The organism is Gemmiger sp. An50 (genome assembly GCF_002161595.1).
Taxonomy (GTDB): Bacteria; Bacillota; Clostridia; order Oscillospirales; family Ruminococcaceae; genus Allofournierella.
In genome coordinates, this window is record NZ_NFID01000005.1 from 1 (window position 1) to 23555 (window position 23555).

25 protein-coding genes and 1 tRNA gene are annotated in these 23555 nt (G+C 58.0%); 9 read left to right on the forward strand and 17 right to left on the reverse strand.

What is annotated here, in order from left to right; all coding sequences use genetic code 11:
* The 6 genes from B5G03_RS18145 to B5G03_RS06125 form a co-directional block, all read right to left on the reverse strand.
* Positions 1-161 (reverse strand): TasA family protein (locus B5G03_RS18145; RefSeq protein ID WP_164496670.1); only part of this gene is annotated, 161 nt, incomplete at its 3' end.
* A 41-nt stretch (positions 162-202) separates the two neighbouring features.
* Complete coding sequence (locus B5G03_RS06105; protein ID WP_087180862.1) at positions 203-883, reverse strand: SipW-dependent-type signal peptide-containing protein; 681 nt, start codon at positions 881-883, stop codon at positions 203-205.
* Between the two features lie 163 nt (positions 884-1046).
* On the reverse strand, positions 1047-1583 hold the full coding sequence (locus tag B5G03_RS06110; RefSeq protein WP_087180863.1) for a signal peptidase I: 537 nt from the start codon (positions 1581-1583) through the stop codon (positions 1047-1049).
* 46 nt (positions 1584-1629) lie between these two features.
* Positions 1630-2157 (reverse strand): hypothetical protein, encoded by a 528-nt coding sequence (locus tag B5G03_RS06115; RefSeq protein WP_087180864.1) that lies wholly within the window; start codon positions 2155-2157, stop codon positions 1630-1632.
* Between the two features lie 23 nt (positions 2158-2180).
* Positions 2181-5366, reverse strand: a complete 3186-nt coding sequence (locus tag B5G03_RS06120; protein WP_087180865.1) for a VWA domain-containing protein — start codon at positions 5364-5366, stop codon at positions 2181-2183.
* On the reverse strand, positions 5356-5883 hold the full coding sequence (locus tag B5G03_RS06125) for a hypothetical protein (RefSeq protein ID WP_087180866.1): 528 nt from the start codon (positions 5881-5883) through the stop codon (positions 5356-5358). The genes B5G03_RS06120 and B5G03_RS06125 overlap by 11 nt, the downstream gene beginning before the upstream one ends.
* A 255-nt stretch (positions 5884-6138) precedes the next feature.
* Here B5G03_RS06125 and B5G03_RS06130 point away from each other — a divergent pair, with 255 nt between their 5' ends.
* From B5G03_RS06130 to B5G03_RS06140, 3 genes are all read left to right on the forward strand, one after another.
* The gene (locus tag B5G03_RS06130; protein ID WP_206423607.1) at positions 6139-6993 is read left to right on the forward strand and encodes a tyrosine-type recombinase/integrase; all 855 of its coding nucleotides are present in this window, start codon (positions 6139-6141) and stop codon (positions 6991-6993) included.
* A gap of 339 nt (positions 6994-7332) precedes the next feature.
* Positions 7333-8553, forward strand: coding sequence for an AfsR/SARP family transcriptional regulator (locus B5G03_RS06135; protein ID WP_087180867.1), 1221 nt, complete (start codon positions 7333-7335; stop codon positions 8551-8553).
* A 17-nt stretch (positions 8554-8570) separates the two neighbouring features.
* Positions 8571-9029, forward strand: a complete 459-nt coding sequence (locus B5G03_RS06140; RefSeq protein ID WP_087180868.1) for a hypothetical protein — start codon at positions 8571-8573, stop codon at positions 9027-9029.
* A gap of 157 nt (positions 9030-9186) precedes the next feature.
* Here B5G03_RS06140 and B5G03_RS06145 read toward each other — a convergent pair whose 3' ends face one another.
* Positions 9187-10677, reverse strand: coding sequence for a glycogen synthase (locus B5G03_RS06145; protein WP_481808409.1), 1491 nt, complete (start codon positions 10675-10677; stop codon positions 9187-9189).
* Between the two features lie 897 nt (positions 10678-11574).
* Between B5G03_RS06145 and B5G03_RS17370 the strand changes: the two genes are divergently transcribed.
* Positions 11575-11745, forward strand: coding sequence for a hypothetical protein (locus B5G03_RS17370; protein ID WP_162613357.1), 171 nt, complete (start codon positions 11575-11577; stop codon positions 11743-11745).
* 102 nt (positions 11746-11847) lie between these two features.
* Here B5G03_RS17370 and B5G03_RS06150 read toward each other — a convergent pair whose 3' ends face one another.
* Complete coding sequence (locus B5G03_RS06150) at positions 11848-12684, reverse strand: EamA family transporter (protein ID WP_087180870.1); 837 nt, start codon at positions 12682-12684, stop codon at positions 11848-11850.
* 180 nt (positions 12685-12864) lie between these two features.
* Positions 12865-13116: a hypothetical protein gene (locus B5G03_RS06155; RefSeq protein WP_087180871.1), complete on the reverse strand. Its 252-nt coding sequence runs from the start codon at positions 13114-13116 to the stop codon at positions 12865-12867.
* 122 nt (positions 13117-13238) lie between these two features.
* On the opposite strand from B5G03_RS06155, the gene B5G03_RS06160 reads away from it, so the two are divergent.
* The 3 genes from B5G03_RS06160 to B5G03_RS06165 are packed head-to-tail and all read left to right on the forward strand — an operon-like array spanning position 13239 to position 14146.
* Positions 13239-13832, forward strand: coding sequence for an AraC family ligand binding domain-containing protein (locus B5G03_RS06160; RefSeq protein ID WP_087180872.1), 594 nt, complete (start codon positions 13239-13241; stop codon positions 13830-13832).
* Between the two features lie 12 nt (positions 13833-13844).
* Complete coding sequence (locus B5G03_RS18150) at positions 13845-13946, forward strand: helix-turn-helix transcriptional regulator (RefSeq protein WP_140401646.1); 102 nt, start codon at positions 13845-13847, stop codon at positions 13944-13946.
* Positions 13907-14146, forward strand: coding sequence for a helix-turn-helix domain-containing protein (locus B5G03_RS06165; RefSeq protein ID WP_275539297.1), 240 nt, complete (start codon positions 13907-13909; stop codon positions 14144-14146). Before B5G03_RS18150 ends, B5G03_RS06165 begins: the two co-directional genes overlap by 40 nt.
* 17 nt (positions 14147-14163) lie before the next feature.
* On the opposite strand, the gene B5G03_RS06170 is transcribed toward B5G03_RS06165, so the two are convergent.
* From B5G03_RS06170 to B5G03_RS06185, 4 genes are all read right to left on the reverse strand, one after another.
* Entirely contained in the window at positions 14164-14907 is a 744-nt protein-coding gene (locus B5G03_RS06170) for a hypothetical protein (protein WP_087180874.1), read from the reverse strand.
* A 130-nt stretch (positions 14908-15037) separates the two neighbouring features.
* Positions 15038-15706: a lysoplasmalogenase family protein gene (locus B5G03_RS06175; protein WP_087180875.1), complete on the reverse strand. Its 669-nt coding sequence runs from the start codon at positions 15704-15706 to the stop codon at positions 15038-15040.
* Positions 15707-15918: 212 nt separating this feature from the next.
* Positions 15919-15995 (reverse strand) — tRNA-Met (locus B5G03_RS06180).
* A gap of 121 nt (positions 15996-16116) precedes the next feature.
* Positions 16117-16815 (reverse strand): DUF4830 domain-containing protein, encoded by a 699-nt coding sequence (locus B5G03_RS06185; RefSeq protein ID WP_087180876.1) that lies wholly within the window; start codon positions 16813-16815, stop codon positions 16117-16119.
* 393 nt (positions 16816-17208) lie between these two features.
* On the opposite strand from B5G03_RS06185, the gene B5G03_RS06190 reads away from it, so the two are divergent.
* Both B5G03_RS06190 and B5G03_RS06195 read left to right on the forward strand, forming a co-directional pair.
* Complete coding sequence (locus B5G03_RS06190) at positions 17209-17895, forward strand: response regulator transcription factor (protein ID WP_087180877.1); 687 nt, start codon at positions 17209-17211, stop codon at positions 17893-17895.
* Positions 17896-17907: 12 nt separating this feature from the next.
* Positions 17908-19434: a sensor histidine kinase gene (locus B5G03_RS06195; RefSeq protein ID WP_087180878.1), complete on the forward strand. Its 1527-nt coding sequence runs from the start codon at positions 17908-17910 to the stop codon at positions 19432-19434.
* A 75-nt stretch (positions 19435-19509) separates the two neighbouring features.
* Here the strand turns inward: B5G03_RS06195 and B5G03_RS18155 are convergent, their stop codons facing one another.
* From B5G03_RS18155 to dnaK, 4 genes are all read right to left on the reverse strand, one after another.
* Positions 19510-19734 (reverse strand): hypothetical protein, encoded by a 225-nt coding sequence (locus tag B5G03_RS18155; RefSeq protein WP_481808407.1) that lies wholly within the window; start codon positions 19732-19734, stop codon positions 19510-19512.
* A gap of 134 nt (positions 19735-19868) precedes the next feature.
* Positions 19869-20183, reverse strand: a complete 315-nt coding sequence (locus B5G03_RS06205; RefSeq protein ID WP_087180880.1) for a helix-turn-helix domain-containing protein — start codon at positions 20181-20183, stop codon at positions 19869-19871.
* A gap of 171 nt (positions 20184-20354) precedes the next feature.
* Complete coding sequence (gene dnaJ / locus B5G03_RS06210) at positions 20355-21542, reverse strand: molecular chaperone DnaJ (protein WP_087180881.1); 1188 nt, start codon at positions 21540-21542, stop codon at positions 20355-20357.
* A gap of 111 nt (positions 21543-21653) precedes the next feature.
* Positions 21654-23483 (reverse strand): molecular chaperone DnaK, encoded by a 1830-nt coding sequence (gene dnaK, locus B5G03_RS06215; RefSeq protein ID WP_087180882.1) that lies wholly within the window; start codon positions 23481-23483, stop codon positions 21654-21656.
* Positions 23484-23555 lie beyond the last annotated feature (72 nt).

Below are 23555 nucleotides of genomic sequence, written 5' to 3' on the forward strand. Positions count from 1 at the left end.
TCTTCCGTCTCATCGATCAGGGTCATATCAACCTTACCGGTGGTGAATACGTTCGTCATGGTATCGCTCTTGTCGGTGAAGTAAGCCAGAGTAGCGCCGATGGACAGGCAAGCTACCAGAGACAGGCTGACAGCAGCGGTCAGAATATTTTTCTTGTTCATAAGTCAAACGCTCCTTAATCTTTAGGGAAAGTTATCTCAGCTCAGGGCTGGGCAGTAACAGGCTGCCAATCAGCATCTCCCAGTGCCTCATATGCTTTTACCTGATTCTCAAAAGTAGCGGACTGGATTGCTGCAATCTCGATCTTTACATCGTTCAGTTCGACGGTCTCCCCATCTTTAACAGTATCAATGTTCGCTACGGTAACAGTGGTAAACGGAGAGGTGATGGGATCCCAATCTGTTCCATCATCAGTCTTCAACACTTTTTCGTTGTAGTAGTACGCCTGGGTTTTGGTTCCATCTTTATTCGTAGTCGCTTCACCCACCGCAATCCATTCTTTCGAGTTCATCTTCGCAGTTACACCAAGATTGGTGCCTGCATCGGTGACTCGTACGAACACATATGCATCCGTATTGGTATGTACCGAGACCTTAGGCTCCTTCGGCAGCTCCTGATTGGGAAGAACATCCTTATAGTCATAACCGTTGTTCCCTGCGTTCAAACTTGCAGTAGCACCGCCATATGCCTCGCCCAGTGCCGGCTGATCCTCTTCCAACTTAACGTTGATAACGCCATCATAGCCACTGTCCTTACCAACGAAGGTAAAGGTGTTAGTAACGCTCTTAGCCGTAGCAGTCAGATAAGCCAAAGTGCCGCCAATGGAGATGCAGGCTACCAGCGCCAGAGACATACCGCCGATCAACATGTTTTTCATTTTCATAATCGTTACGCTCCTTTTTGTGTTTTATTTACGGTTTTAAAAAGAAACTTTGTTATGAAGTAAAAGCGGTTTGGTGACCGGGCCCTGGGCAAGCCGCTTTTGCTTACTGAATGGATTATACCGGTCTACGCTTAAAAACCAATTAAAATTTAGGGTTTGAATTTTAATTCGTTCCAGCTTTTTCCGGTTCGTTCCGCCGAGTCTTCTGCTTCTTTTCATCTTCGGCCGCGTCAATGATCGCCGGGATAAAATTGAGCAGGATCACCAGCATCACCACACCGCAGATGGTCATAATGCCCACCGGGGTGCGGATATTTTGGATAGCGATACCCAGATAGGGCAGGTGGAAATCCGCCCGGCCATAAATCTGGCTGAATTGGATATCACCATCCGCTGCATTGTTGGCATCGCCCTGGGTGACCAGGGTCTGAGCATCGGCATCGATGCTCAGCACCCGGTGGGTCACAAAGGTTTCGCCATCGGACAGATAGTAAGTACACACATCACCGGCTTCCAGTTCGCTGGCTTCTACCGGCTTCACGTATACCAGGCTTCCCACCGGGATGGTGGGCTCCATGCTGCCGGACAGCACCGCCATCTCCTTATACCCAAGAAGCATGGGGACAAAGATGGTAGCGGCAGCCGCCAACAGCACGATCAGAACAATGGTGGATAAAAAATTGCAGATTTTTTTGACCATTCCGGTCCTCCTGGATTAGTTACTTGCGGATCTGGATGCACCGGAATCATCCGTTTTTGGAAGGATTGAAGGCCTCATACGCAGTCTTATAGTTTCCTGCGACTACACTTTCCTGGTAAATAATCACATCAAAGGAACTGGCCTCCACATTGATCCCTTCGATACCATTGAACAGCGCAACCGTAGACTCACCTGTTTCCAGCTCTCTGCTGTAATAATACCAGCCGTCATCCGGATCATGCTTTGCCCATGAACCGCCCTTGTCATCTTTACCATTGTTGTAGTTGATGGTCATATCCGACTCGCTGACCGGATCGCTTACGCCGGGTGCAGAAGCAACGATCACCTTCGCGCGCACAAACACCGTAGAATCACCTTCGTTTTTTACCTTAGGTGTTTTCTCAATAGGGTCATCGCCGTCGGGTTCCTCAATGTCTGTATCCACGTCGACAAATGAAAAACGGTTTACGACCGGACTGTCGCTCGCGACCAGGTAGGCAGCTGTTCCGCCCACAACAATCAGCGCAACCAGCAGAACGGAAAGCAAGACTTGAATCATGCGTTTCTTTTTCATTACTTTCTCTCCTTTCTACTGTTTTACTGAGACGAATCCGAAGGTTTATTGGCCCAATCCCAGGTCCACTCTCCGTTTTGGTCCTTGCTGAAACGGTTGATTGCCATACTATCATCCTTGGTGGGATCATCCGGATTTGTGGTCACAGTATTGACGAATACAATCAAAGCATCTGCTCCGGATACAAAGACCGTGCCATTGTCCGGATTGCTGCTCTCCAAGGCATATCCCTTCGGGCACAGTATCTCCTCTACCGTGTAGCTGTCGGCCGGCAGGTTTTTGACTACAGTGTCGTTGTGGTTCTCACGTGCATTCAGCACAACGCTGGCATAGTAGGTTTTGTCTGCTCCGGTAATCTGGAACAGGAAGGTTTCCCGCTTTTCAGCCGTTGCGTCATCCTTCAGAGTTTTGATAATGGTCAAATCGCCGGTCTTCAGATGGATGCGGAACTGCGCATTTGCAGGGGCGGCAGTGCATTCGTCTGGACAATGTGCATCCTTCTCCCAAGCAAACGCAACATGCTTTGTCTTGTCCTGACCAGCGATCAGGACCTTGCTGATCTTAACATCCAGATTCTGCTGAATCGGCTTATCTACGATATTGCCAACAAATTCAAAACTAATATCCGGAGCAGCACCACTTATTTCCGCATCGTGACCGTGTTTGTCGATCCATTCTGTTTTGGATGCATGACTGTTCAACAGGTCTTTGGTAAGAATGGTGTTATAATCCTGAGAACTGTCCTTCCAAGTCACAGTAGGTGTAAATACATGGACCCATGCCTCGTTGCTTCCGGTCATGGAAAGAATCGTACCGCCTTCCACCGTGCAAGATACAGTATATTGACTGCATTCGTCCGGGCTGATGGCCTTTCCTTCCCAAACACCGTCTTTCCCCTTTTCAAAGGTCCAGGTTCCAACATGCTTACCATCAGAATCATTCACAGTGTATACAGTTTTTACAAAGTCGTTGCTGTATGCACCTCCGCCAAGACTTACAAAAGGTCGCGGACCATTTTCATTTCCGCCAATCATGCTGGAGATATTCGCATTGTTTGTGATGTAAATGCTCTGGTCCTGAACGTTATACTCGTTCTTCACACGTACATCAACATCACAATGCGGGAAGCTACCGATGCATTTCTCATCACTGCTGTATACGCCTGAAATTCCATCGATATTGGTCGGTACATTAGTACCGCCCATAAACTCTGTCTTCGGTTTAACATACAGCGTACCACTAAATTTCTCCGCAGTTTCCGGCTTTTCCGGCTCCATGGGCTTTAAGGTTACATTTTTCCACTCAACATAAATACCATTCTGGTCTTTGCAGACAACACCTTCATGCTTACCGCTTTGGATTGAATCCCCCACCTGAATGGGTGTGCCGTTTTGATCAACCAACTGAAAATACGGAGATATGTAGTCGCGAATAATTGCATTCTCAATTGGTTTGCCCGTTTGATCCGCAATTTGCTGGAAGATCTTGTCAAGTTCCGCCGAATTATCCGTTGTCAGATAATATCCCTTCGGAAGATTTCGAGTGCGAACATCTGTATACCCACCAGAACCCCATTCGGAAACATGGGTGCCGTCCGGCCTGTTGCTGGACAGCCGATACAAATACTCATTGATTCGAACATCATTCTTCGGCAGACCTAAACCAACTGTGTAGATAGTTGCTCCACTGCCGGGCATATTTTGGCGGTCCGCCTTAACTCTCCACTTAAATCCCCAATCAAAGTACCGTTCCACAAAGTCTGTGCCCTTCGATCCATAGAAACCGTCATCTGCATCAACTGTTATGGAAGTTCCTTTGTCAGCTTTCAAAACCTGACCCCAGTAAATAGAACTCTGCGCACATTCCTTCGAACTGTTTGCTCCCCAGCTTCCCGTTCCAGGAACGCCATCCGTAAACATGACAACCGCCCGGCTATTCTGATAATTGGGATCACTACTGGGCACAGCCTGGTAGATCTGATATGCCAGCTCCAATCCAGTATTAGAATTCGTAACGCCGTTTGGACGACTCATCGCCGCTGTAATGCTATTGACTAACTGCACCTGATTTTCAACAGGCACGAACGCGCCCGCCGGCTGACCATTTCCAGAATAGATTGCACCGCTTTCAGAATATGCTACCACGGCCACACGGCTTTCCGGAGAATTTTCATAAATCGTTTTTACAAAATTTTCCGCTGCCAGCGTCAAATCCTGGGCTGGAGCTCCTTTCATGCTGCCGGAACGGTCCAGCACGAGAATGATATCGCACGGAATCGATGTAATAACGATATTCGACTCCGCTTCTGCACTAAGATCTATTTTGTAAATTTCTTCTGCAACATTTTCTTTGGAAACGCTTTTGTTGATTTTCAGTCCGTCTATCGGCTCTGTCATTTGGTGCTGATTTCCCAATCCAAACGATTTCGCTTTATACATCATCGGAGTCGCATTGAACAATGGCCCTACAGTAGTAAACTGTGCAGCCTCACTATTATCTACTGGCGGCTCCGGAACAGCCGGTTCAGTCAACTCCCATTTTTCCTGCAATTTTGCCAAACTTTCTTCGGGCAAAACAGACAAGCTCTTTGCTTGTTCCTCGGTGAGATTCTTCAAAGCATCTCTAAAGCTATCGTTTTCCAATTCCAGCAACGCCTGCAAGAGCTCTTCACCCATCAATTCCTCAATAGAATTTTCAGGCTCTTCACTAGTCTCTTCACTAGGGGCCGGGGTCTCGCTAGGCAGCGGAGTCTCACTGGGCACAGGGCTCTCGCTGGGCGCGGGAGTTGCGCTGGCAGCGGGGGTCTCGCTGGGCTGCGCGCTGGCGTTCGGGGCCTCGGTGGCCTCGGGAGCCGCAGTGGGCTCGGCGCTGGGCTCTTCACTGGGAGCAACAGTCTCAGCCGGTGCCTGAGTGGGCTCGGCGGCGGGCTGCTCGCTCTCGGTGACAGGCTCAGCAGTGGGCTCGGCCACAGGCTCCTCGGTGGGAGCAGGCTCGGCAGTGGGCTCCACGGCCACAGGCTCCTCCGCAGCAGGAGTCTCCTCCTCCGGCTGAGTCACTTCCTCAGTCCCCTCGACCATCTCGGTCACCACCTGGCTGCTGGCAGCGATCTCGCTGGCCGCCTCGGCGAAGGCGCTGTTGGGCACAATGCTGGCGATCATCATTACCGCCAGCATCATGCTGAGTAAACGGCTCCACATTTTATGTTTCATAGTCTGTTTCCTCCCTAACCGGATTCTTTGGTTGTGCAAGATTTGTTTCGTCCTGCGGGGGTGACTCGTCTTCCAGGGTCTCATCCACGGCGCTGTCCATCAGCTTGATCAGCTCCAGCGCACTGCGGAAATTCGCTTTTTCTCCCGTTTCGGCCCAGGTCACGCTGCCCTGCCAGGTGGAATGCTGGCGGTACATCACATGCACCACAAAGGTGGCCATCTTCCCTTTCTGTTCGGCAAGCTCGTCCCTTGTCATCTGTGGTTCCACCTTCTTCTGCGGGGTCTGCGGCTGCGGCCTCGGTTTCTGCGGTCCGAATCGTCTGGGCTGCTGGGTCCTGGCCGGGTAGTTCAGCCGGTCGCACAGGCGGTCGATGCTGTCCAGCACATCGCTGGTCCGGCCGATCGGCTCCGGCTGTTTGGAATAACAGTGATAGAGCCTGCCGGTCGCTTCGCCGCCCGCCCATGCATCCACGCACACGCGGCACAGGTTCGGCGCCCCGGAATGGAAGCCTTCCATATTCAAATGCTCTTCACCTCGTCTTCCTCAAAGCTTTGAGCATACTATCCCACACGGCACTTAAAATCCGCTTAAAATCCGGCACAAAAATTTCATCTTTTTTTAAGAGAACAGAAAAAATCCCCGGCAGCTTCCCCAAAAAAGCTGCCGGGGTTCTTGTATCTTCCTGTTTCGCTGCCGGAATCCCATCATCTTAACCCAAATATTGTACAATACTATATAATATATGGAAGCAGAAGAAAGGACGGATCAATTTTGCCCAACTGCAAAAGCACGGCACTCACTCCGCGCCGGGTGAAGGCCTACCTGAACTGGCTGACCGAACGGGAACGCAGCCGGAGCACTCTTGCCAAATACCGCCGGGACCTGGCCAGCCTGCAAAGCTTTCTGGCGGGCCGCCCATTGACCAAAACCGCACTGCTGGCCTGGAAGAACCAGCTCAGCGAACACTATGCCCCCGCCACGGTGAATTCCATGCTGGCGGCAGTGAACGGATACCTGGTCTATGCCCGGCTGCCCCATCTGCGGCTGCGGCCGCTGCGCATCCAGCGGCAGGTGTTCTGCCGCCAGGACCGGGAACTGAACAAATCCGAGTATCTGCGCCTGGTGCAGGCGGCCCGCCGCCGGGGAGACGTGCGCCTTGCGCTGGTGCTGCAGACCATCTGCGCCACCGGTATCCGGGTGAGCGAGCTGCAATACATCACCGCGCAGGCGGTGGAGCAGGGCTATGCCGAAGTGAACAACAAGGGCAAGCGGCGTACCATTTTTCTGCCCCGCAAGCTGTGCCGGGCACTGCAGCGCTACCTGACCAAACAAAAAAAGCCGGCCGGCCCGGTGTTCACCACCCGGACCGGCCAGCCATTGGACCGAAGCAATATCTGGCGCGCCATGAAGAGCCTGTGTCACACTGCGGGCGTGGGGACCCGAAAGGTCTTTCCCCACAATCTGCGGCATCTGTTCGCCCGCACCTACTACGCCGCCCAGCACGATCTGGTACGTCTGGCCGACCTTCTGGGCCACGCCAGCACCGCTACCACCCGCATCTACACCATGGAAAGCGGACTCATTCATGCCCGCCAGATCGAACAACTGGGGCTGCTTGTCACATAATAACTATTTTGTTGTTGCCTCCACCGGCTTTTGTCCTCTATCTATATAAAATAATAGAGCATAAGCGGTTTTATTTCAAGTAATTCGCCCTTTTCTACCCGGTTAATCTGAATGGAAGACGCAAAAAAATAAGCCGATGTTTGTGACTTTGAACCTCGGCTTAATCAAAATTGCGCTGCTTCAGGCGAAATTTGTAGTTTTCCGGCAGCTTTTGGGCGAAACAGCTATTTCACTTCACATAAGTAGGAATTTAAAACAACAAAATAGTTATTTTGTTGTGCGTTCCCCACCGTTTCAGATTTTCTGCGGCCGTTTGGCTGCCAGAGGTGAAGCGCAACAATGACACAGGATACCATCTACATTAAATTATTCGGCGAGTTTTCCGTTTGGGTAAACGGTCAGCCCGTTCCGCTGGACAACTGCACCACCAAGGCCATACGGGTGCTGCAGTTTCTGTTGTTCCGATACCCGGCGGGCGTTTCCCGCAACACCCTGATGGACGCCTTTTTCGTGGAGGATTCCACCAGCGACCCGGCCAACAATCTGAACGTGACCATCTCTCAGCTGCGCCGCCGCCTGAAAAAGGCCGCGCTGCCCGGCGAGGTGGGCGTACAGCTGAAAAGCAACCAGTACACCCTCACCTGCTCGGTACCCATCCACAGCGATGTGACCCGCTTTGAGGAGTGCATGGCCCAGGCCGGGCAGACCACCGACGCGGACCAGCGACTGGAGCTTCTTCTGGAGGCGGAGCAGCTGTATTCCGGCGACTTCCTGCCCCATCTGGCCATGGACGACTGGGCCGTGACCACCGCAGCCAAATACCGCATGGATTACTTTGCCTGTCTGGACGCGCTGACCCAGCTGCTGCCCGAGCGGGGGGAATGGGAACAGCTGCTGGGCATCGCCACCCGGGCCAGCGCGATGCATCCGCTGGAGGAATTTTTCTGCCTGCGCATCGACTGCCTGATGAACCTGGAGCGCTACCAGGAGGCAAAGCAGGTATACGACCAGGCCATCCGCACCCTCACCGAGGATTTTGTGGTGAAGCCCAGCGCCGAGCTGACCCGCCGGTTCCAGCTGCTGAGCCTGGCCAACCAGGACAGTCACGAAACCATCTTCGAGCTGAACAACCAGCTGCGGGAGGCCGAGCACCAGCGGGGCGCCTACTATTGCAGCTATCCCAGCTTCATCGACGTGTACCGTATGTGCTGCCGCATGATCGAGCGCACCGGCCAGAGCGCCTGTCTGCTGCTGTACTGGCTGGTGGACCCCAAGGGCCACGCCCTCACCGACACCGACAAGATCGCCCAGGCCGCGCCGCTTCTGTCCGGCGCGATCCACGACAGCCTGCGCCGGGGCGACGCCTTCACCCAGCACGGCCGGGACCGTTTTCTGGTGCTGCTCATCGGCACCGACCGGGAAAACTGCGAGATCGTGGACCAGCGCATCCAGGCCCGCTACAAGCAGCAGCCGGTGCGCGGGGTGGCGCTGCGCCACTCCCTGCAGACCGTGGAGACCGACATGCCCTTCCCCAACAGCGGGATCTGGCAGCCCCAGTGAGAAAGAGTGTGAGACCTATGAACGATTTTTGCAATATTCGCCCCAACAACGAGCCGGGCCGGCATTTCTGCGGCTATGGACCGGTGAGCGTGCTGATTCAGGTGACCGGCCGCCAGGAGGACAGCTTCACCGGTGTGGCGATCCCGCTGTGCGGAGGCGTGCCGCCCTTTGCCTTTTCCAGCTTTGCCCAGCTCACCTCCCTGCTGGACGCACTGTGCGACGAGCTGGGCCGCCCGGTGCGCAGCGACGAGCTGAACAGCTTCCGGTCCGGCAACGGCGCGCCGATCCGTCTTGCCCCGGCCCAGCCGGCGGCGGAACGTAAGCTGGGGCACTTCACCGTGGAGATCCTCTACCGCCAGAACCAGAGCATGCAGGGCCGGATCATCGTGCCGGGGCGGGGCGAGCTGCCCGCCGGGCGGCAGAGCTTCCGCAGCGACATCGAGCTGCTGCACCTGATGCGGGAATATATGGAGTGAACAGCAGCTTCGGATTGAATTTCATCCGCCGGACGCGGGGCAAACGCCCTTCGCGCCCGGCGTTTTTTGCACCCGATCCCCCTTCCCCCCTGTACACAGCAAAAAAGGCAGACCCTTTTACAAGGGTCTGCCTTTTTTGTTTTGTTCGGTTGTGTGATTACCAGGGAGTGAGCTCCAGATACAGCTCCTTGTACTGGCGGGCGGAATTGGTCCAGGATACGTCCTTGGCCATATCCCGCTGGACCACCTCATCCCAGTGGTAGCGGCTCGTGAAGTACTCGGTCTTGGCCCGGTTGATGGCGTCCAGCAGCAGGCCGGCGTCGTAGCGGTCGAAGGTGAAGCCGTTGCCGCCGCCGTTAAACACGTTGTAGGGCTCCACGGTGTCCTTCAGGCCGCCGGTCTCGCGCACGATGGGCAGGGTGCCGTAGTGCATGGCGTTCAGCTGGGTCAGGCCGCAGGGCTCGAAGCGAGAGGGTACCAGCAGGGCGTCCGCACCGGCGTAGATCCGGTGAGCGCGGGATTCATCGTACTGGATGCAGGCGCTGAACATGCCCTTGTAGGCGCTCTCGTAGTAGCGGAAGGTGTCCTCATACTCCTTGTCGCCGGTGCCCAGCACCACCACCTGGGTGTTGCCGTCCATGATCTGGGGCACGATGGCGTTTACCAGATCCAGGCCCTTCTGGTTGGTCAGGCGGGAGATCAGGCCGATGACGAACTTGCTTTCGTCCTGCTCCAGGCCCAGCTCCTCCTGCAGGGCGCGCTTATTCTCGGGCTTGTGCTCCAGCACATTGGTGATGTCGTAATTCACGGCCAGGGCCGGGTCGGTGGCCGGGTTCCACATGCCGTAGTCGATGCCGTTCACGATGCCCCGCAGCTTGTAGCTGTGGTAACGCAGATGGTCCTCCAGCTCCTCGCCGTATTCCGGGGTCTGGATCTCGTGGGCGTAGGTGTTGCTCACGGTGGTGATGCGGTCGGCGTAGGCCAGGCCGCCCTTGAGCATGTTGGCGTCCCGCCAGGCCTGCTGCAGCGCGCCCATATTGAACACCTCGGCGGGCAGGCCGGTCCAGTAGCGGATGGTGGGAATGTTGTAGATGCCCTGGAACCGCAGGTTATGGATGGTGAGCACGGTCTTGGCGTGGCCCACCGGAGAATCCCGGAACAGGGTGCGCTGGAACACCGGCACCAGAGCCGCCTGCCAGTCGTGGCAGTGGATCACGTCGGGAATCCAGTTCATGTAATTCAGGGCAGCCAGCGCGGCCTTGCTGAAGAAGCAGTACTTGGGGATGTCATCCACCAGGCCGATGTAGGGGTTGCCCGCGGAGAAGAACTCCTGATTGTCGATGAAGTCGTAGACCACGCCGTCGCAGATGTACTCCATGATGCCCACGTAGTAGCTGCGGCCGGTCTCGCCCAGGTCCATGTAGAACTCGCCCCGGTAGACCATCTTGTCCTGGTACTTCTGGGGGATGCAGGCGTAGCGGGGCAGGATGACCCGCACGTCGCAGTTCTGCTTTACCAGCTCGCGGGGCAGAGCGTACATCACGTCGCCCAGACCACCGGTCTTGACGAAGGGATGGCACTCGGAGCCGATGAAGGCCACGCTCCGGCGGGGGGTGTCGTACTGAGGCTGAGCGGGCGCGGGCTCCACTACAGGCTCCGCGGGCTGCTCGGCCACAGGAGCGGCCTCGGCGGCGGGAGCGGCGGTCTTGACCTCCTCAGCGGCTGCCTTCTTGGCAGCGGTCTTGGTCTTCTTGGCCGCAGGCTTCTTGGCGGCGGGCTTTGCCTTCTTGGCAGGCTCCGCCTTGGCGGCAGGCTCGGTCTTCTTGGCAGGCTCCGCCTTGGCAGCGGGCTCGGCCTTCTTGGCGGGCTCGGCCTTCTTGGCGGGCTCCGCCTTGGCGGCGGGCTCGGTCTTGGCGGCGGGCTCCGCCTTGGCGGCGGGCTCGGCCTTCTTGGCAGGCTCCGCCTTGGCGGCGGGCTCGGTCTTGGTTACGGGTTCACTCTTGACGGGGGCTGCTTTCACAGGCTCCGCAGGTTTCTTTGCGGAAGTCGAAGCACCTTTTGCTTCGGCGGTCTTTTTCTGGGTGGACTGCGCTTTTTTCTGTGCCACAACAACTCTTCCTTTCCAATGGTGATCGCACCGCGCCGCAGGGCGATGGGCCGCCCAAAAGGTTCCCCTTCGGCCCAGCCTCTGTTTCTTGGCCCGGTGTGGGAGCATTCCGTTTGGCGCTCCCGGGTCCCTATATCAAAAGTTAGCATATTCCCGCCGGAATTGCAATTGCCGAGGCGGTTTTTTCTTCTACCACTCTAAAGTTTTACACAAAGAAGCCCGTTCGCTGTGGAAAACTGCGTCGTTTCCGCGCAGGGATTTCCACCGGTTGACGCCAGCAAACAGGCCATGCTATTCTGAATTTAAAAGAGGGCGTATTAGCCGGTGTGCTTTCCGATGATACAAAGGCGGCAGGCTGAGTTTTCCGGCATTTCCTGCCGGTCGGCCCGGTGCGTCTGACGCCCGGTTCCTTATTTTTTCAGAAAGGAGGACCACACCATGAAACAGGAGCTTCGCAGCTTTGCTCTGCTTCTCTTCGGCATTTTGCTGGTGGAAGCAAGCCGCACCATGGGCGGATTGGAGGTGGACGAGCGAAGCCAGTTCTTGTTGCTGGCGGGCCTCGCCTCCGGTCTCTGGGGGCTGATCCGCATGTTTTTTCCCAAGGAATAAAACGGCCTTTTGCGCCAAAATGCAGAAGGACCGGTCAACTCTGCGGTTGACCGATCCTTTTTTGTTTCAGTCAGCTTTCGAGCCGTCCGGCCCCTCCCCCGCTCACAGGTTGAGCAGCACCAGCGCCCCCAGGATCATGCCCGCCGCGCCCAGCTGGCGGCGGTTCAGCCGCTCCCGGAACAGAAAGAAGCTGGCCACGCTGATCACCAGGATCACCCCCACGCTGTAGGAGGGATAAACCAGGAAGGCGGGCAGCTCGCCAAGGGCGGCCAGCAGCAGCCGGGAGGACAGGAAATTGGGCACACCTGCCAGGATGCCGAAGAACACATCCCGCCTCGTAATGGTTTGGCGCTCCCGAAGCAGCAGCACCAGGGTAGCCAGCCCGGCGAACAGAAAGATATAGAACATGAACAGGCCGTCATCCTGCCGGCGGCCCAGCTGGTTGAACACCTTGGACATGGCGTCGGCGGTTCCGTTGAGCAGCAGAGTCAGCACCAGCGGCAGCAGGTACACCTTGCTTTGTGCGGGTGCTGCCGTTTTACCGGGCAGGCCGTTCATCCCCACGGCAGCCACCACCGCCAGCGCCACGCCCAGCCCCTGCAACAGAGTGGGCCGCTCACCAAACAGCGTCACGGACAGTCCAATGGGAACCAGCACCCCCAGGCGGGTAAACACCGAGGAAAGGATCGCTCCGTTTTTATGGATGCTGTAGCCGTTGGCGGCAAGAGACGCCAGATAGACAAGGCCGGTGATGGCTCCCAGCCAGCAGGGAGTGGCATCCCCGTTGTAAAGCGTCTTCGGCTGCAGGGTGGCAAAGGCCAGCAGGGCGCAGGTGATGTAATTGACCAAATACACCCCATACGGACTGCTGGTGTTCAGATATTTCAGGACCAGAGCCAGCACAGCGCTGAACACCAGGGCCAGGATAAGAAAAAGCATCTTGGAGCCCCTTTCTATTTTTTGAAAACTTTCTCACTATACTATATAACATCTTCCCCGCAAAGGAAAGCCGCCGGGCCGACGCTTTTTCCCGCCCCGGATATACCCGAACACACAAAAACCGGTCAACCATTGGTCGACCGGTTTTTCGATAGTTCAGGCACAGCAATCGTCCTCATTTCACTTTCGGCTTCTTTGCGCCTGCTTTCTTTTCCGATTCGCTTTTTCCAGCGTGGCGCAGTGGATGCAATACTCCTGATGCACCGTCCGCAGCTTTCCGCACCGGGCGCACCGGTACCGCTCGTTCTGCTGCCGGACAAATTCCTCCAGACCGTTCGCCTGAAGGAAGGCCAGATTTTCCAGCATGCTCATGTGGTATCTTGTGCGGTACCGCTTGTCCAGCGCCTTGAGCCGTTTGCAGGGATATGACAACACCGCACAATTCCAACCAAACGGCGCAGAGCGCCGCGGCAAATTCTCCGGCGCGCTCCCACCTCTGGAATCGTGGGGCGCTGCCTTGGTATACAAATCCACACAGAAGGGGGCAAACGGAATTGCAGGAAAAACGGCAGCTGATCCATTTTTCGGCGCTGGGAATACCGCATCTGTATTCTTTGGGAAAGGTGGAGCTGTCCGCCCATACCCAGCAGCGCCTGCTTCGCCACGTTCATCCCGATCAGTTCGAGGTGTGCTTCCACTATGACGGGCACCAGCAGTACGAGGTGGAAGGCGTGCAGTACACCACCCAAAGCGGCGATCGTTTTATCACGCGCCCCAACGAGCGGCACGGTTCCGGCGATTGCGGCGAAGAAAAATCCAAACTATTTTATCTGATTTTTGAGCTGACCCCCGAGACGCAGCAATTTATGGGATTGCCTGCGGAATTGTCGGATTACATACGGGATACGCTTTGTCAGCTGCACTGCCGCCATATCCAGGGCGCGCACACCATTCATCCGCTTCTGCAAAAGGTGTTTGAGCTGTATGACCAGCCCGACCCCTTCCGGGCCGAGCGCATCCGCGGCGTTATGGTGGAATTCTTTTACCAGCTTACCGGCTATATCCGCCGTCATCCCCTGCCCGGCAGCATGGATGGCTCCATTGCAATCGTGGTGCGACGTATTTCCGACGCCCCGGGCGAAGCCTGAACCGACCAGAATATGGCCGATCTGTCCGGCCTGTCACTTTCCTATTTCAAGCGCAAATTCAAACAGCAGACCGGATTTGCCCCCCCCACGATTATCTGCTGCGCATGCGGGTGAAAACCGCAAAACAGCTGCTGGCCAGCAGCGCGCTGACGGTCACAGAGATCGCCGGGTTGCTGGGCTTCTCCTCATCGCAGCACTTTGCCGCCAGCTTCAAGCTGTACGAAGGCAAAACGCCCACGCAATACCGCTGTTTTGCCAAAGAACAAAACGGACTGCACAACGGAAAAGGTCGTGCAGCCCGTTCTCGGGAGTGATTCAACAGCGAATTTTCTTACTCGGTGTCCATTTGGGCGGAAAGCTCGTTGTATACGTTCAAATTATAGGCGTAGAACTGAACGGAGGAAAACTCCTCCCCTTCCTCGCAGACGATGGTGACAAACCGCGCCTCGTCGGAGAAGGATTCCCAGTCCTCCGCCGTCAGTCCGGGCTGGAACGCGGGCCACTTCTCCTGAAAACTCGCTTTGTCCTTACCGCCGATTTCCGAAGAAAGCGCCGGGGTTCCCCAAAGCGCGGTCGTGTCCGAGGCAGTTTGTTTCTGGCCGGACAGCGTATCCGAATCCAGCGGGCTATACGGAGAAAACACGGTGATCTCGTTCAGAGCGCTTTTCCCATACAGCGAATCCAGCTGCTGACGTACCTTTTCCAGATCAGCGCCGGCGGGGTAGATCACCGTAACACCGGCCAGGACCTCCTCGCCCGGGGCAGATGCCGTTTCGGAATCCTGCGCGACCGCCTTGAGATTGACGAAGGAAAACGAGAGGGTCGTTGCAGTTTCCCCAAAGACCTCCCGGTCGGAGACCAGAAACGCCGGTGCGTAGTCATCGTCCGACACCTGAAGATCGTCGGCGTCCGTAAAGCCGCAGGCGTTCATGACCTCGTCCATGTTCATGTTCCAGTTCGTGCCGGGGAAGGAAAGAGCGGTTCCTTCCCGCAAACTCTGCCCCGATTTGGCGCCGGAACAGGCACAGAAAAGCAGCATGGCAGCGGATACCATCACACAAAGCAGTTTCTTCATGGCAAATTCCTCCCCGACTCGTGTTCTGCAGTGGTAAGTGACATTCGTGCTGGGGTTCTTGCTCATTTTCAGGATAATACAAAATACCGCGTTCCACAAGCTGCTGCAACGTGATAGCGTGCCCCCGTTCTCAGACCGCGAGGCTGACCGCGATCAGAAACATGGCATAGTAGTAGGTCAGAAGATTGGCCACGTGCACGGCAGGGTGCCTGGAAGCGTAAAAATACAGGAACAAAATCAGCAGATCCGAAATCCAGAACAGCGCCGCCCCTGCCAGCACCAGAAAGCACCAGGGCTGGCCCATGCCAAAGGCCAGCTGCAGTCCCTTGCCCAGCAGCGCCGAGACAAAGGCCGCATAAAGCACCACCCATGGGCGCATCCGCCCGGTCTGCATTCCCTGCATGCCGGACAGCGCCACCGCGCCGCCGGCTCCCAGCACCGCGGCCAGCGGCACCGGCCAGCCCATGGGCTGCAGCCGGCACAGGCCCCACACAAACAGAGTGTGTCCGGCCAGAAAGGCCCCCAGTCCGGCCAAAAACAGGCCCGGACGGCGCAGGTCGTTGTAGAGCGCCAGCACCACATCCCCCGCCACACAGCACAGCAGCGCCGGCAGCAAGCGCCAAAAAGCTTCGGGACGGCTGCCCAGGGCAGCGCACACCGCCGCCACGACCACAAACAAAAGGCTGCACAGTGTTTTTTCGGGCAGATAGCCCCGACCCGGCAGGCGCAGCCGCCGCACCAGCAGCCACAGGGCGGCGGTGTAGGCCGCTCCCATTCCGACGATGTACGGTATGCGCATAGGCCGCGCCTCCTCTGCATTGTTCTACCTTCAGTATAGGAAAAAAACGCCTGACCGTCAATTTGTGCCCTGCCCCAAAATCCGGCAGAGCCTTTGAATACCCTGCGAAGCTCCGTTTTCAGGCCCCGTCGGTTGGGACTGCTGCACCCGAAAATCCTCTCTGCTCACAGACAAAAACAATCCCCGGTCCGATTGGACCGGGGATTCTTTGTTGGTTGCGGAGGCTGGATTTGAACCAACGACCTTCGGGTTATGAGCCCGACGAGCTACCAGGCTGCTCCACTCCGCGCTATTTTGTTTGCCCCCTCGCTGGGTGCTTATATATAATAGCATACGGAATAGGGGTTGTCAAGCCTGTTTTTCAAAAAATTTTTGCGTGTCCTGTCCGGCCCCCGGAGGCGGCGTCCGGCTCATTCCACCGGCTCCGCTCCCACCTGGGCCAGGTCGAACTCCACGATCTCGTCGCCGCTGGCCTGCTGGGCCGCACTGTCCGTCTGGGGGGCGCTGTCTGCCTGGGGCACCCCGTCCGCCGAGGTCTCAGCCGCCGCTTCCCCAAAGCCCGCGGCAGTCTGGGCCGCCTGCTCACTGGTCAGGGGCGCGGGGGTGGCGGCGGCGCTGGTCAGGCCGGTCACCTCGCCGGAGGGCTGGTTCAACAGATACGCCCCCACCGGCTTCTCCTTATACACCAGCAGCACGCACTGGCAGGTATTCTCGCCGCCCGAACGGGCCGGGCACTCCACCAGCCATTTCTCCACGGTTTTGCCCTTGATCTCCGCCAGGTCAAACCCGCTCTCCTTCACCACCGTGTTAAAGGCGGAAAAGCTCTCGTCCCACTTTTTCGGGATCTTCACCTTATCCACCGTGGCGGTGGTCAGGTCCACCTCCAGCCCGAAGCCTTTGAAAAATGCGGCGATGTCCTCCGAGCCGCCGATCTGCTCAGGGATGGCGGCGGCTCCGCTCTGGGAAGCCGGGGCGTTCGCCTCCAGCGCGCCGTCCCCCGCGTGGATGAACCCGCTCACCGCCAGCACCGCTCCTGCCAGCGCAATGCCGCACACCGCCGCGGCCCCCAGCCTGCGCAGGCTTTTTTTGCCCAATGTCAACACAAACATTCTTTTGCACCCTCCTCTGTGAACTGCTCTTCGGTCATGCGAAGCACTGGTCCATAACTATGCCCCGCCGGGCCTTTTTATGCCCTGCCACGAATTTTTTGCGCCGCTTTCACATTTTGTCCACACCGCTCCCCTATTATGGTAATATAAAGAGGTAATAACGCACAATTTCAGGTGGTGGAGCGCGCCGGAAAATTTTTTGTGATATGAACCAAAAAGCACAGCCAAGCCTTGGTGGCTTGGCGAGCATTTTTGGAAAATAGCACGGAAAATTTTGGCGCGATACGCCGCCTGAGCCGGCAGGCGTGAATTGTGCGGTGTTACCTAAAGACAGAACTGCGGGCCCGGGCTGCTCCCGCCCGTTTTACAGCAATTAACAGGAGGTAATCTTTTATGCCGAAAATCCTGATCGTAGATGACGAACCCCGCATCCGGGACCTGATCCGCGCCCATCTGGAGCACGAAAACTTTACCTGTGAGGAAGCCAGCGACGGCGGCGCGGCACTGGCCGCACTTTCGCTGGGCGGTATCGACCTGGTGATCCTGGACGTGATGATGCCCTTTGTGGACGGCATGACCTGCCTGCGGGAGATGCGCAGCCGCAAGATCAACACGCCCGTCATCATGCTCACCGCCCGGGGCGAGGAATACGACAAGCTGGCCGGTCTGGAGGGCGGCGCGGACGACTATGTGGTCAAGCCCTTCAGTCCCCGGGAGCTGGTGGCCCGGGTGAAGGTGGTGCTCAACCGCACCCTGCCCAAGACCGAGGCGGAGGGCGGCGTTTACACCTTCGGCGGCCTCACGGTGGACTCGGTAAGCCACAGCGTGAAGATCGACGGCCAGGAGGCCTCGCTCACCCCGAAGGAGTTCGACCTGCTGGTGTTCCTGGCCACCAACCGGGGCATCGCGCTCTCCCGCGAGAAGATTTTGCAGAAGGTGTGGAACTACGACTACTACGGCGAGGACCGCACGGTGGACACCCACATCAAGATGCTGCGCAGCCATCTGGGCCGCTACCGGGACGCCATCGTCACCGTGTGGGGCATCGGCTACAAGTTCGACCCGGAAGCGGTCAAGTAAGGGGCGGCGCTCATGGCAAACACCAAACCCCACTTTTTCAGCCTGCGCTACCGGCTCATGCTGTTTCTGTGCCTGGCCAGCGCCTTTGTGCTGATGCTGGTGTGGATCTTCGTGACCCAGTTCATGCAGCCGCTGTACAACCACTATATTTATAAGCACCTGCTGAACCAGGTGAACACGGTGGTGTCCATCATCGAGTCCTCCACCGAGCCCATCAGCACCCGTACCCTGCCCATTCTGGACGCCAAGGTGAGCAGCAGCTTCGAGGCCTCGCTGCTTTCGGCCATCCAGAGCCGCAAGCTGGACGCCTCCAACACCTGCTTCGATCTGGCGGACTCCACCCTGCAGCATGTGACCGGCTTTGAAAACCTGTACCCTTGTCTGCTGCACGAGGCCTCCTTCACCACCTCCATCAACGGGAAAACCTCGGTGTGGAACGGCAGCGTGGTGGAAAGCCTGCGGGCCACTGTGCTCAGTCAGGGCTTTGTGAAAAAGGAGCTGGTGGTGGACAAAAACGCCTCCACCCGGCAGATGGCCGTGGGCCGGGTGGCCAAAAACGGCGACGAGGCCTACTCGGTGATCTTCTGCACCAGCCTGGCCCGCATCGACGAGGCGGGCGTGGTGCTGGGCCAGCTGATGCCCTGGATTTTCCTGTGCCTGATGGCCTTCTCCATCGTGGCCTCCTGGCTGTTCAGCCGGTGGTTCACAAAGCCGCTGACCAAGCTTTCCCACGCCACCCGCCAGCTGGCGGAGGGCGACTACTCGGTGCGGGTGAACGTACCCGAGACCGATGAGATCGGCCTTCTGGCGGCGGACTTCAACCACATGGCGGGTGAGGTGTCCCACGCGGCGCAGCTGCAGCGGGACCTGCTGGCCAACGTGAGCCACGACCTGCGCACCCCGCTGACCCTCATCAAGGGCTATGCGGAGACGGTGCGAGACCTGACCGGCGACGATCCGGACAAGCGCACCGCCCAACTGGACGTGATCGTGGACGAGACCGACCGGCTGAGCGGACTGGTGAACAGCGTGATGGAGCTTTCCAAGATGAGCAGCGGCACCGACAAGCCGGAGAAGGTGCGGTTCGACCTTTCCCAGCTGTGTGAAGAGGTGGCCCAGCGGTACGAAGCGGTGTGCGCCCAGAACGGCTACACCCTCACGCTGGAGCTGCCCCAGCCGGAGACCGACTGCACCGTGTGCGCGGACCCGGCCATGATGGAGCGGGTGCTGCACAACCTGCTGGGCAACGCCATGCACCACATCGGGCCGGACAACGTCTTCATCCTGCGGGTGAACGCCCCGGAAAAGGGCACCGTGCGGGTGGAGGTGGCCGACCACGGCGCTGGCATCGCCAAGGAGGACCTGCCCTACATTTTCGACCGCTACTACCGCAGCCGCAGCGACGCGGGCAAGGTGGGCACCGGTCTGGGGCTTTCCATCACCAAGGCGATCCTGCAAAGCCACGGCTTCCGCTTCGGCGTGAACAGCACCCTGGGCGAGGGCTCCTGCTTCTGGTTCGAGGCAAAGGACCAGGGCTGACAGCTCACTCCCTGTTTTCTCTAACACAATACGCCCCCCGCTCCCGGAAACCCCGGGCGCGGGGGGCGCTTTTGTTTATCGGGCGGAGCTGCCCTGCATCCTCATCGCCAGCTGCAAAACCAGCTCCTCCGGGGTGGGCTTTTCTCCCCGGAAGGTCATGCCCGCCCACATCGTCGCGGACCCTGTATTCCTGCTGTCATAGGCCTGGTCAATGGCCCGCTGCATCTGGCGCATCACATTTTCCGGTGTGGTACCGTTTTCCCGGGCAATTTTCTCCACGATTTTTTGAAACTGTTTCATTTTACATTCCTCCATCTTTTGAAGCATTCCTCGTTCTTTAGCACAAGTATACATTCCTTTCAATGTCGAAATCGCACCCGCCTTGTCGATGAAACGAAAAAAGATGGAAAAGCGTCCTGCTTTTCCATCTTCCATCATTCGATCATGGCCGTTACTACTTTCAAGACTCGTGCTCTCTCCTCTCTGGGAAGTCCTTCCAACAGTCGGGAAAGCTCCGAGGCCGCGCCTTCCGCAGCATAGTCTACCACATCCACCAGCAGGCTGTCCGCCGAGACCTCCAGCACGTTAGCGATGGCCACAAAGGTGTCCATCCGGGGAATCTTGGTTCCCCGCTCAATCACGCTCACATGGGTAGGGCTGATGTCCACCAGGGCGGCAAGCTCTTCCTGGGTCAGCCCCTTCTTTTCTCTCGCAGCTCTGATTCGCTGCCCGACTGCCCTGGCATCCATTTTCCCGCCTCCTTCTTTAGACCGTGATATTACTCTAAAGATAGTATACGGTGACAGCGCTTTGTCTTACAGAATCCAAAAATCAAACAGTCGTTCTAAAGAACAACCGAACAAAACAAAAAAGCGCCCGTTCCGAAAATTTCCCGGAACGGGCGCTTTGCGCTTATGTGTTTACTTATTCTTGTCGAACAGGTCCTTCAGGTTCTTGAAGAAGCCCTTGCGCTGCTCGTAGTTTTCGTCCTTGAGGGTCTCCTCAAAGGCTTTCAGCGCCTCGCGCTGGGCCTTGTTCAGCTTTTTGGGGATCTCCACATTCACCTTCACGTACTGGTCGCCACGGCCGCGGCCGCCCAGATACTGGATGCCCTTGCCGCGCAGCCGGAAGGTGGTGCCGCTCTGGGTGCCTTCGGGCACGGTGTACTCCACCTTGCCGTCCACGGTGGGAACCACCACGGAAGCGCCCAGCACCGCCTGGCTGAAGGTAATGGGCACGTTGACCCACACATCGTAGCCGTCCCGCTCGAACATGGGGTCGGGCCGCACGGTCACGATCACGATCACGTCACCGGCGGGGCCGCCGTTCACGCCCGCGTCGCCCTGGCCACGCAGCGCGATGCTCTGGTCGTCGTTGATGCCGGCCGGGATCTTGACCTCCAGGGTCTTCTTGGCGCCCACCTTGCCGGTGCCATGACAATGGCCGCAGGGGGTGCTCACGATCTTGCCCTTGCCGCCGCAGCGGGAGCAGGGCTGGCGCTGCTGCATGACCATGCCGCCCATGCGGATGTTCCGGTTCACGTAGCCGGTGCCGTGGCAGTCCGGGCAGGTCTCGGGGCTGGTGCCCTTGGCCGCGCCGCTGCCGCCGCATTCGGGGCAGGTATCCTGCTTGTTGATGGTGATGGTCTTGGTGCAGCCGTGCACGGCCTCCATGAAGCTGAGCACCAGGCTCACCCGCACGTCCGCACCCTTGCGGGGGGCGTTGGGGTTGGCCCGGGCGCCGCCGAAGCCGCCGCCAAAACCGCCGCCGAAGATATCGCCGAAGATATCGCCCAGGTCCACGCCGCCGAAACCGCCGCCAAAGCCGCCGAAGCCGCCGCCAAAGCCGCCCGCGCCGCCTGCGCCCGCGCCGTAGCTGGGGTCCACGCCCGCAAAGCCGAACTGATCATACCGGGCGCGCTTTTCCTTGTCGCCCAGCACCTCGTAGGCCTCGTTCACTTCCTTGAACTTGGCCTCGGCCTCCTTGTCGCCCGGGTTCAGGTCCGGGTGATACTTTTTGGCCTGCTTGCGGTACGCTTTTTTCAGTTCATCGTCGCTGGCGTTCTTCGCAACGCCAAGGACCTCGTAATAATCGCGTTTGTCTGCCATAAATTTCTCACCTAAAAGCCCGCCGGGCGGGCCCCTCATGTAAAATCACTGAAATGAGCAAAACCAGAAATCGCCGCCCCAGCCTAAGCCGGGGCGGCTGGAAATACTATTTTATACTTCTTTGAAGTCTGCGTCAACCACGCCGTCGTCGGGCTTGCCGTTATTGGCAGCGCCGGCATCCGCGCCGGGCTGAGCGCCCTGAGCGGCCTGCGCGTTCTTGTACAGCTCCTCGCTGATGGCGTAGAAGGCCTTCTGCACAGCCTCCTGCTTGGCCTTGATGGCCTCGATGTCGGTGCCCTTCAGAGCTTCCTTCAGCTCGGCCAGCTTGCTCTCGACCTCGGCCTTCTTGGCGGCGTCCACCTTGTCGCCCAGCTCGTTCAGGGTCTTCTCGGTCTGGAACACCAGCTGATCGGCGCCGTTGCGGGTGTCGATCTCCTCGCGCTTTTTCTTGTCCTCGGCGGCGAACTGCTCGGCCTCACGAACGGCCTTGTCGATGTCGTCCTTGCTCATGTTGGTGGAAGCGGTGATGGTGATGCTCTGCTCCTTGCCGCTGCCCAGATCCTTGGCGCTTACGTGCACGATGCCGTTGGCGTCGATGTCGAAGGTAACCTCGATCTGAGGCACGCCACGGGGAGCGGCGGGGATGCCGTCCAGCTTGAACATACCCAGGCTCTTGTTGTCGGCAGCCATCTCACGCTCGCCCTGCAGCACGTTGACCTCAACGCTGGGCTGGTTGTCGGCGGCGGTGGAGAAGATCTGGCTCTTCTTGGTGGGGATGGTGGTGTTGCGCTCGATGATCTTGGTGCAGACGCCGCCCAGGGTCTCGATGCCCAGGCTCAGAGGAGTAACGTCCAGCAGCAGGATGCCGCCGACCTCCTTGTTCAGCACGCCGCCCTGGATGGCAGCGCCGATGGCAACGCACTCGTCGGGGTTGATGCCCTTGAAGGGCTCGCAGCCCATCTCCTTCTTAACGGCTTCCTGCACGGCGGGGATACGGGTGGAACCGCCCACCAGCAGAACCTTGCCCAGATCGCTGGGACGCAGGCCGGCGTCCTGCAGAGCCTTGCGCACGGGAACCATGGTGCGCTCCACCAGATCGGCGGTCATCTTGTCGAACTGGGCGCGGGTCAGGGTCATATCCAGGTGCTTGGGGCCGGTGGCGTCGGCGGTGATGAAGGGCAGGTTGATGGCGGTGCTGGGCACGCCGGACAGCTCGATCTTGGCCTTCTCAGCGGCTTCCTTCAGACGCTGGGCAGCCATCTTGTCGCCCCGCAGGTCGATGCCGTTCTCCTTCTGGAACTCGTCGGCCATCCAGTCGATGATGCGCTGGTCGAAGTCGTCGCCGCCCAGGTGGGTATCACCGTTGGTGGCCAGAACCTCGGTCACACCGTCGCCCATCTCGATGATGGACACATCGAAGGTGCCGCCGCCCAGGTCGTAAACCATGATCTTCTGGTCGTTGTCCTTGTCAGCGCCGTAGGCCAGAGCCGCGGCGGTGGGCTCGTTGATGATGCGGCGCACGTTCAGGCCCGCGATGGTGCCGGCGTCCTTGGTGGCCTGACGCTGGCTGTCGTTGAAGTAAGCGGGCACGGTGATGACGGCCTCAGAAACGGTCTCGCCCAGGTAAGCCTCGGCGTCCGCCTTCAGCTTGGCCAGGATCATGGCGCTGATCTGCTGGGGGTTGTAGTCCTTGCCGTCGATGGAAACCTTGTAGTCGGTGCCCATGTGGCGCTTGATGGAGCTCACGGTGCGCTCGGGGTTGGTGATGGCCTGGCGCTTGGCAACCTGGCCAACCAGACGCTCGCCGGTCTTGGTGAAGCCCACCACACTGGGAGTGGTGCGGGCGCCCTCGGCGTTGGCGATCACAACGGGCTCGCCGCCCTCAATAACGGATACACAGCTGTTGGTAGTACCCAGGTCAATACCAATGATCTTGCTCATAATCTATTCCTCTCCTTCTCGAATCATGTCAGAATGAAGTTAATTGTTTGATTGTTTGTATGAAAAAGCCGT

Excerpts from the sequence above, each read along its gene's own strand:
- B5G03_RS06105 (WP_087180862.1), bottom strand. The coding sequence starts at position 883 with ATGAAAATGAAAAACATGTTGATCGGCGGTATGTCTCTGGCGCTGGTA.
- B5G03_RS06110 (WP_087180863.1), bottom strand. The coding sequence starts at position 1,583 with ATGGTCAAAAAAATCTGCAATTTTTTATCCACCATTGTTCTGATCGTG.
- B5G03_RS06115 (WP_087180864.1), bottom strand. The coding sequence starts at position 2,157 with ATGAAAAAGAAACGCATGATTCAAGTCTTGCTTTCCGTTCTGCTGGTT.
- B5G03_RS06120 (WP_087180865.1), bottom strand. The coding sequence starts at position 5,366 with ATGAAACATAAAATGTGGAGCCGTTTACTCAGCATGATGCTGGCGGTA.
- B5G03_RS06125 (WP_087180866.1), bottom strand. The coding sequence starts at position 5,883 with ATGGAAGGCTTCCATTCCGGGGCGCCGAACCTGTGCCGCGTGTGCGTG.
- B5G03_RS06135 (WP_087180867.1), top strand. The coding sequence starts at position 7,333 with ATGACACAGGATACCATCTACATTAAATTATTCGGCGAGTTTTCCGTT.
- B5G03_RS06140 (WP_087180868.1), top strand. The coding sequence starts at position 8,571 with ATGAACGATTTTTGCAATATTCGCCCCAACAACGAGCCGGGCCGGCAT.
- B5G03_RS17370 (WP_162613357.1), top strand. The coding sequence starts at position 11,575 with ATGAAACAGGAGCTTCGCAGCTTTGCTCTGCTTCTCTTCGGCATTTTG.
- B5G03_RS06150 (WP_087180870.1), bottom strand. The coding sequence starts at position 12,684 with ATGCTTTTTCTTATCCTGGCCCTGGTGTTCAGCGCTGTGCTGGCTCTG.
- B5G03_RS18150 (WP_140401646.1), top strand. The coding sequence starts at position 13,845 with ATGGCCGATCTGTCCGGCCTGTCACTTTCCTATTTCAAGCGCAAATTC.
- B5G03_RS06170 (WP_087180874.1), bottom strand. The coding sequence starts at position 14,907 with ATGAAGAAACTGCTTTGTGTGATGGTATCCGCTGCCATGCTGCTTTTC.
- B5G03_RS06175 (WP_087180875.1), bottom strand. The coding sequence starts at position 15,706 with ATGCGCATACCGTACATCGTCGGAATGGGAGCGGCCTACACCGCCGCC.
- B5G03_RS06185 (WP_087180876.1), bottom strand. The coding sequence starts at position 16,815 with ATGTTTGTGTTGACATTGGGCAAAAAAAGCCTGCGCAGGCTGGGGGCC.
- B5G03_RS06190 (WP_087180877.1), top strand. The coding sequence starts at position 17,209 with ATGCCGAAAATCCTGATCGTAGATGACGAACCCCGCATCCGGGACCTG.
- B5G03_RS06195 (WP_087180878.1), top strand. The coding sequence starts at position 17,908 with ATGGCAAACACCAAACCCCACTTTTTCAGCCTGCGCTACCGGCTCATG.
- B5G03_RS18155 (WP_481808407.1), bottom strand. The coding sequence starts at position 19,734 with ATGAAACAGTTTCAAAAAATCGTGGAGAAAATTGCCCGGGAAAACGGT.
- B5G03_RS06205 (WP_087180880.1), bottom strand. The coding sequence starts at position 20,183 with ATGGATGCCAGGGCAGTCGGGCAGCGAATCAGAGCTGCGAGAGAAAAG.
- dnaJ (WP_087180881.1), bottom strand. The coding sequence starts at position 21,542 with ATGGCAGACAAACGCGATTATTACGAGGTCCTTGGCGTTGCGAAGAAC.
- dnaK (WP_087180882.1), bottom strand. The coding sequence starts at position 23,483 with ATGAGCAAGATCATTGGTATTGACCTGGGTACTACCAACAGCTGTGTA.